Origin of the sequence: Pseudoduganella sp. RAF53_2 (assembly GCF_052113985.1) — a bacterium.
GTDB lineage: Bacteria > Pseudomonadota > Gammaproteobacteria > Burkholderiales > Burkholderiaceae_D > Rugamonas.
In genome coordinates, this window is the sequence record NZ_JBFRDW010000322.1 from 1 (window position 1) to 6,734 (window position 6,734).

Annotated in this window: 5 protein-coding genes; all 5 read right to left on the reverse strand. The window is 62.3% G+C overall.

The window, feature by feature from the left end; all coding sequences use genetic code 11:
* A partial coding sequence (locus tag AB4Z11_RS18830; protein ID WP_442026850.1) for a glycosyltransferase occupies window positions 1-1,174 on the reverse strand: 1,174 nt, incomplete at its 3' end.
* Between the two features lie 48 nt (window positions 1,175-1,222).
* Window positions 1,223-3,010 (reverse strand): glycoside hydrolase family 2 protein, encoded by a 1,788-nt coding sequence (locus tag AB4Z11_RS18835; protein WP_442026851.1) that lies wholly within the window; start codon window positions 3,008-3,010, stop codon window positions 1,223-1,225.
* Complete coding sequence (gene galK, locus AB4Z11_RS18840; RefSeq protein WP_442026852.1) at window positions 3,007-4,080, reverse strand: galactokinase; 1,074 nt, start codon at window positions 4,078-4,080, stop codon at window positions 3,007-3,009. Before galK ends, AB4Z11_RS18835 begins: the two co-directional genes overlap by 4 nt.
* Window positions 4,077-5,168, reverse strand: coding sequence for a galactose-1-phosphate uridylyltransferase (gene galT / locus AB4Z11_RS18845; RefSeq protein ID WP_442026854.1), 1,092 nt, complete (start codon window positions 5,166-5,168; stop codon window positions 4,077-4,079). The genes galK and galT overlap by 4 nt, the downstream gene beginning before the upstream one ends.
* Window positions 5,169-5,404: 236 nt before the next feature.
* Entirely contained in the window at window positions 5,405-6,697 is a 1,293-nt protein-coding gene (locus AB4Z11_RS18850) for an NCS2 family permease (protein WP_442026856.1), read from the reverse strand.
* Between the last annotated feature and the right edge of the window lie 37 nt (window positions 6,698-6,734).

The window sequence follows — 6,734 nt, forward strand, 5'->3', positions numbered from 1 at the left end:
CTTTGGTGCTGGACTGGCGCAACGCCACGGTTGCCTCATTGGCCATGCCTTCCGGCGTCGTCAGGCGCGCGGAGCGGCGGCCGGGCTGGGTGCCATCCATCAGCAATTTCATGCGCGCACCAGTGGCTTCCCACGAAGTGCTGGCGACAATCCTGCGCATCTGTTCGGCCATGTGTTCACGCTGCTGGGGCGTTTGCGCCAGCGCGATTTCGCAGGCACGGATAAATTCTTCCGGTGTGTGACCGATCGCCACGATATCGCCGTAGGGCTTCACGACGTCGGTAATGGCCGTGCTGACGATGGGCAGCTCGGCCGCCATATATTCCAGCACCTTGGTCGGGCTGATGAAGCGCGTGGCTTCGTTGAGCGCAAACGGCATCAGACACACATCCCATCCGGCCAGGAAGCGTGGCAGGTCGGCATAGGATTGCTGGCCAAGATAGTGGATGTTGGCGCGCTGCGGCAGCTGGGCCGGATCGATCTTCACGATTGGGCCCACCATCACCAGCTGCCACTCGGGATGGGCATCGGCCAGTGCCTGCAGCAGGGCCGGATCGAAGCGCTCATCGATCACCCCGTAGAATCCGAGACGCGGGTGCGGCAGGTCGTGCTGCGCCGGATGATCATCCGCGCGGTTGAGCGCCTTGGCAAAGTGCGCCGCATCCACGCTGCTGGGGAAGCAATGCGTGCTGGGATGGCGGGTGCGCTTGGCTTCGAACAGGCTTGGCCCGCCGGTGAACACCAGGTCGGCGATATTCAGCAGGGCTGTTTCCCGCTGCAGCAGCTGGCGCGGTGGATTCTTGAAGGCGGACAGCTCGTCCATGCAGTCGTACACGACGAGGCCGGGATGGAGCTGGGACAGCAAGGGCAGCGCCATCGGCGTGTAGAACCACACGATCGGATCTTCATTTTCTGGAACAATGTCGGCCAGCAGCGGTTGCAGCAGCGGGATCTGATCGTCGTGGAAGCCAGTCGCATGACACGGCGTTTGCGGCTGGTAGACGGTAATGTTTGGTGCAGGGTAGCTGATCTTCAGGCAAGGCGCGCCTTCCTGGAAAACCGGTTCCTCGACCAGAATGATCTTGTAGTGGTTCGCCAGGCGAGTCAGCAGGTGCTGCGGACGCTGAAACACGAAATCCCAGCGTAAATGACAAAATACGATAATTGTTGACATGCGTTCTCCCTTGCCCTTGCGGGTCTCGAATGGTTGTTGAGGGCCTTGTCAGCCCGGTGCCGGTGGAGTGTCGACCAGCAGCGGCACGTTGCGCGTGGCCGCGTTGATCTGCTCCATCGGTATCTTTGGCGAGCGGTCCGCGTTGAGCAGCCCGTTCGATTCCTGGAAGGTGTCGGCAAACTGCGTGTAGCAGAAGCCGCTGAACATCTGCGTCGAGCCCACCACTTCCAGCAGTTCGCGGTAGGCCTTGTAAAAAGCCTCCGCAGTGTTGGCCCGTGCATAGCCCCAGGTCTGGTGCGCGGGCGCTTTCGGATCGAAGGCCATGCCGCCGAATTCCGTCAGCACGATGGGCTGCCCGCGGTGCGGGAAACCATCCAGCGTCAGGATGCGGCCACCGGGACGGCGCTGGTCGAACAGGGTGCGCGCCGGATCGGTCACCTCGTAGCGGGCCTTCAGCCGCTGCGGGTCGTTGTCGTAATCGTGAATGCCGAGGATGTCGGTGGCGGAGGCCTCCCAGCCATCGTTGCCGATCACCGGCCGGGTTGAGTCGAGCATGCGGGTCATGTGGTACAGCGCTTCGACCGCATTGCGGTGGGCCTGCATCGAAGTCAGGTTCGGCACGCCCCAGGATTCGTTGAACGGCACCCAGACGATCACGCAGGGGTGGCTGTAATCGCGCTCGATGGCCTCGCCCCATTCATGCAGCAGGCGGGTCATGGCGCGTGGACTGAAGGCGTAGGCGGAAGGCATTTCCTCCCACACCAGGAGGCCCAGTTTGTCCGCCCAGTAGAGATAGCGCGGATCTTCGATTTTCTGGTGTTTGCGCACCCCGTTGAAGCCCATTTCCTTGGCCAGCTCAACGTCGCGCCTGAGCGCCGCATCGTTGGGCGCCGTCATCAGGCTTTCGGTCCAGTAGCCCTGATCCAGCACCAGGCGCAGGGGATAAGGGCGGCCGTTCAGCATGAAGCGGTCGCGGTTGATGGCGACCGAGCGCAGGGCCGTGTAGGAATGCACAGTTTCCAGCACGGCGCCGTCGCAGCGCAGCGTCAGCTCGACATCGAGCAGGGTCGGGAACTCGGGGCTCCACAGCAGGGCGTTACGCGAATCGTCGATACCGGGGTCGGAGATGGCGATCTTGCGGTTGGCTTCCCGGCCTATCAGCTTGTAGTCGTCATCCGCCAGCAGCAAGCCATCGTGCGAAAGTTTGACTTCCACCGTCATGCGGTCGCGCTTGTCGCCTGCGGTCTTGATTTCGCAGCCAATTTCGAAGCCGTCGAAAATCGGCGTCCAACGGATCTTCTCGATGTAGGTCGATGGCACCTGCTCAATCCACACTGTCTGCCAGATCCCGGTGGTGCGCGGATACCAGATGGAATGCGGCTCCAGCTGCCAGTCCTGCTTGCCGCGCGGCTTAGCCAGATCGGCGGGGTCATCTTCCACCTGCACGGTGATGGTCTGGCTTTTGCCTTCGGCCAGCGCGTCGGTAATATCCACGCAGAAGGAGGTATGGCCGCCTTCGTGCTCGGTGACCAGGCGGTTGTTGACCCAAACGCGGCAGGAATAGTCCACGGCGCCAAAGTGCAGCAGGGTGCGTGAACCGCGCTGGTTCATTTCGAACTCGCGGCGATACCAGACAATGGTGTGGAAACCGGTGTCCCCAATGCCGCTCATCTCGCACTCGGGACAGAAGGGCACGATGATTTCGTGCGTCCACTTGATGGAATCTTCCGGCAGCCGGTAGCTGCGCTCGTCGTCGAAGGCAAATTGCCAGGGGCCGTTCAGGGATTGCCAGTTGCCGCGCACCAGCTGCGGGCGCGGGTATTCGAAATCGCTCATCGTGCTTCTCCGGTAATCAGCAGGCGCGCACGGCCGCCGGCGGCATTCACTTGCTCGACGGCGTGGCGGCCTGCCATGGCGGCATAACCCGTGCGGCACAGGGCGACGCAAGCGCCACCGAAACCAGCGCCGGTCAGGCGGGCGCCATACACTTCGGGTTGGGTGCGCAAGGCGCCGGTAAGGATATCCAGCGCCGGAATCGAGACTTCGTAGTCGTCGCGCAGGCTGGCGTGAGAATCGTTCATCAACTGGCCGAAGCGTTGGGGCGTGATTTCGCCGCAGGCTTCCAGTACGCGCAGGTTCTCGCTCACCACGTGGCGGGCGCGCTTACGCAGGAGCTGCGGCAGGACTTCCACATCCTCCAGCCGGGTGACATCGCGCAGAGCGGGAACATCCAGCAGCTGCGCGGCCTGTTCGCATTCCGCGCGGCGCTCGTTGTATTTGCTGGCGGCCAGTGTGCGCGGCATGCCGGAATCCACCACCAGCACTTCCGACTGCGCGGGCAGCGGCAGCAGACGGGTGTCGAGCGTGCGGGCGTCGAGAAAGAGCATATGTTCGCTGTCCGCCAGGCTGGCCGCCATCTGGTCCATGATGCCGCAGTTGACGCCTGCATACTGGATCTCGGCCTGCTGGGCGATTTTCGCGATGGACACGCCATCTAGATCGAGATTCAGCAATTCCTTCAAGGCGCGCAGCGTGGCCACTTCCAGCGCGGCGCTGCTGGAAAGGCCCGTGCCCAGTGCGAGATTGGAGCGGACGTAAATGCGGAGTGGCGGCAGTTGTACGCCGCGCTGTTCCAGCAGGCGGATGCAACCCTCGATATAGCGTCCGAATCCTTCCGGCGCTTTCTCGCCGGGTGCGAAATCGAAGCTTTCCCCCAGCGTCGCGGAATACAGGTGGAAGCGGCCGTCATCGCTGGCACCCAGCATCACATCGGTGCGCTGCGGCGTCGCGATCGGCAGCATGAAGCCATCGTTGTAGTCTGTGTGCTCGCCGAGCAGATTAACTCGGCCAGGAGCCCAACTGTGGACCTGAGCGGTTCCGCTGAAGAACTCTGTCGGCGTCATCATGCAGCCTCCAGTATGACCTGGACTTGCTTGAGTTCCGCCGCTTTTTCTTCCGGCAGCACGTCCATGGCAAACAACCCGGCACCAAGCTCGGTACCGGCCAGATACTTCRGGCGTTCCTTGGTGCGGTAGGGCGGATAGAACTGCGCGTGCAACTGCGTCTCCGGATGCTGCCGGCCATCTGTTGGCGCCTGATACCAGGCCATCAGATAAGGAAAAGGGCGCTGCCACAACCCTTCATACTTCAGCAACACCGTCTTGAGCGCGCGCGCCAGGTCGCGGCGCTGAAATTCGTTGAGGTCCGTGAAGCTGGAGCAGGGTGCAATCGGCATCACCCATACTTCGTAGGGATAGCGAGCGCAGACCGGTACAAACGCCACGGCATGTTCACCCTGATACAGCAGACGGAGGCCTTCGCGCAGCTCGTCCCGCGCCATGTGCGGGAGCAGGGAATGGCCATRTTCAGCAAAGAAGGCCTGCTCCTGCGACAGCATACGCGCCGGCACCGGCGGCACAAAAGGATACGAGTAGATCTGGCCGTGGGGATGGTGCAACGTGACGCCAACTTCCGCGCCGCGGTTCTCGAACGGCAGGACGTACTGAATGCCGCCACGCCCCTGCACGCGCCGGGTGCGGTCAGCCCACACCCGTAGCAGCAGCTCGATGCGGCCCAGATCGAGATGGGCCAGCGCGGCACTGGGGTCCTGCGTGAACACCACGACTTCGCAATGTCCGGCGGCCGGTGCTGTCGGTACCTTCAGCTGCGGTGGATCGTGCGACGCCAGCGACAGCGAAGGGAAGCGGTTGTCGAACACGGCGATTTCGTAATCGCCCTGCGGCAGCTCGGTTGGTGCGGCTTCGTCGACCGTTACCGCCAGCGGATTGTATTGCGGCGGCGGCAGGAAGGTGCGGTTCTGGCGGAAGGCCGCGTACGTGACCCATTCGCCGCGCAGCGGATGCCAGCGGAGGTGGGGATTGGCGCCCAGCGGCTCAGCGAATGGGCTGGGCGCGGACGCAATCGCGGATATCGCATTGCGGCTGTAGAGCGTGATTTCACGCCCGTCGGGCTTGACCAGGTCGAGTGCGTGCATGAGAAGAATCTCCTGCGCCATCAAGCGGCGCGTCGGGAAATCCTATCAATTCGCTGCAGCGCGGGAAGTCAATTCCGCGTTGCAAGAAGCACTCATTTCAGCTCGTCGGTATGTAAGTTTTCGTCACATGCCGGGCAAAGGCAGCCCTACAGTGCGGCGCTGATACCGCGTGTAGGACTGGGCTCTCAATGCCGCAAGGCCTGCACCTACATGGCCTTGAGCCAGTTTCCTGAAACTCAGGCGCCGATCCAGCTGTATTTGAAGATGAACACCGCAGCAATAATCCAAACGATGGGTTTCACTTCGCGTGCCCGGCCCGTCAGCAGTTTGAGGGCGGCGTAGGTAATGAAGCCGAAGGCAACACCGTGCGCGATGGAATAAGTGTAGGGAATAAGCAAGGCGGTGATCGCGGCAGGAATGCTTTCCGTGGTTTCCGCCCATTCCACATCGGACAGGTCGCGCAGCATCAGGCAAGCCACAAACAGCAGGGCAGGTGCAGTAGCGTAAGCCGGCACGACGCCAGCCAGCGGCGCGATGAAGAGGCAGGCCAGGAACAGCACCGCAACCACCAGCGCCGTCAGGCCGGTGCGGCCGCCCGCCTGGACGCCCGCTGCACTTTCGACATAGGCCGTGGTGCTGGAAGTGCCCATCACGGCGCCCGCCACGATGGCCGTGCTGTCGGCCAGCAGCGCTTTATTCAGCCGCTGCATCTTGCCGCTGACCAGCAGGCCGGCGCGGTTGGCCACGCCCATCAGCGTGCCGGTTGCGTCGAACAATTCAACCAGGAAGAACACCAGCACCACATTCAGGATGCCGACGCCGAAAGCGCCCGGCACGTCCAGTTTCATGAAGGTCGGTGCGATCGACGGCGGTGCGGATACCAGGCCGTTGAACTTATTCCCGCCAAAAAAGAAGCTCAGGACCGTGATGACGATAATGCCAATCAGGATCGCGCCGCGTACTTTCAGGCGATCCAGCGTCACGATCAGCAGGAAGCCCACAATGGCCAGCAGCGCCGGCGGTTTGTGCAGGTCGCCCACACCGACCATGGTGGCGGGATTGGCGGCAACGATGCCAGCAGACTTGAGTGCAATGAGTGCCAGGAACAAACCCAGGCCCACCGTAATGGCTGTGCGCAGAGAACGTGGAATACCGTTTACCACCATCTCGCGTAAGCCAAGCAGACTGACCGTGAGGAACAGGCAGCCCGAGATAAAGACGGCGCCGAGAGCAACCTGCCACGTGATGCCCATACCTAGCACCACCGCGTAAGCAAARTAGGCGTTSAGRCCCATGCCCGGCGCCATCGCRATCGGGTAGTTGGCGTACAAGGCCATGATGGTCGTGCCTAATGCGGCGGCGAGGCAGGTGGCGACAAACACGGGTTCTTTCGGCATGCCCGCATCGCCAAGAATGGCGGGATTGACGAAGATGATGTAGGCCATGGTCAGGAAAGTGGTGACGCCCGCGACCACTTCGGTGCGCACGTCCGTGCCGCTTTCCTTGAGTTTGAATAGTTTCTCTGCGATGGACACAGATGCTCCCCGGTTCTGGTTTGCTTAAAGC

What these genes read in the sequence shown, in the direction of transcription:
- AB4Z11_RS18835 (WP_442026851.1), bottom strand. Translation starts at nt 3,010, where the DNA reads ATGAGCGATTTCGAATACCCGCGCCCGCAGCTGGTGCGCGGCAACTGG.
- galK (WP_442026852.1), bottom strand. Translation starts at nt 4,080, where the DNA reads ATGATGACGCCGACAGAGTTCTTCAGCGGAACCGCTCAGGTCCACAGT.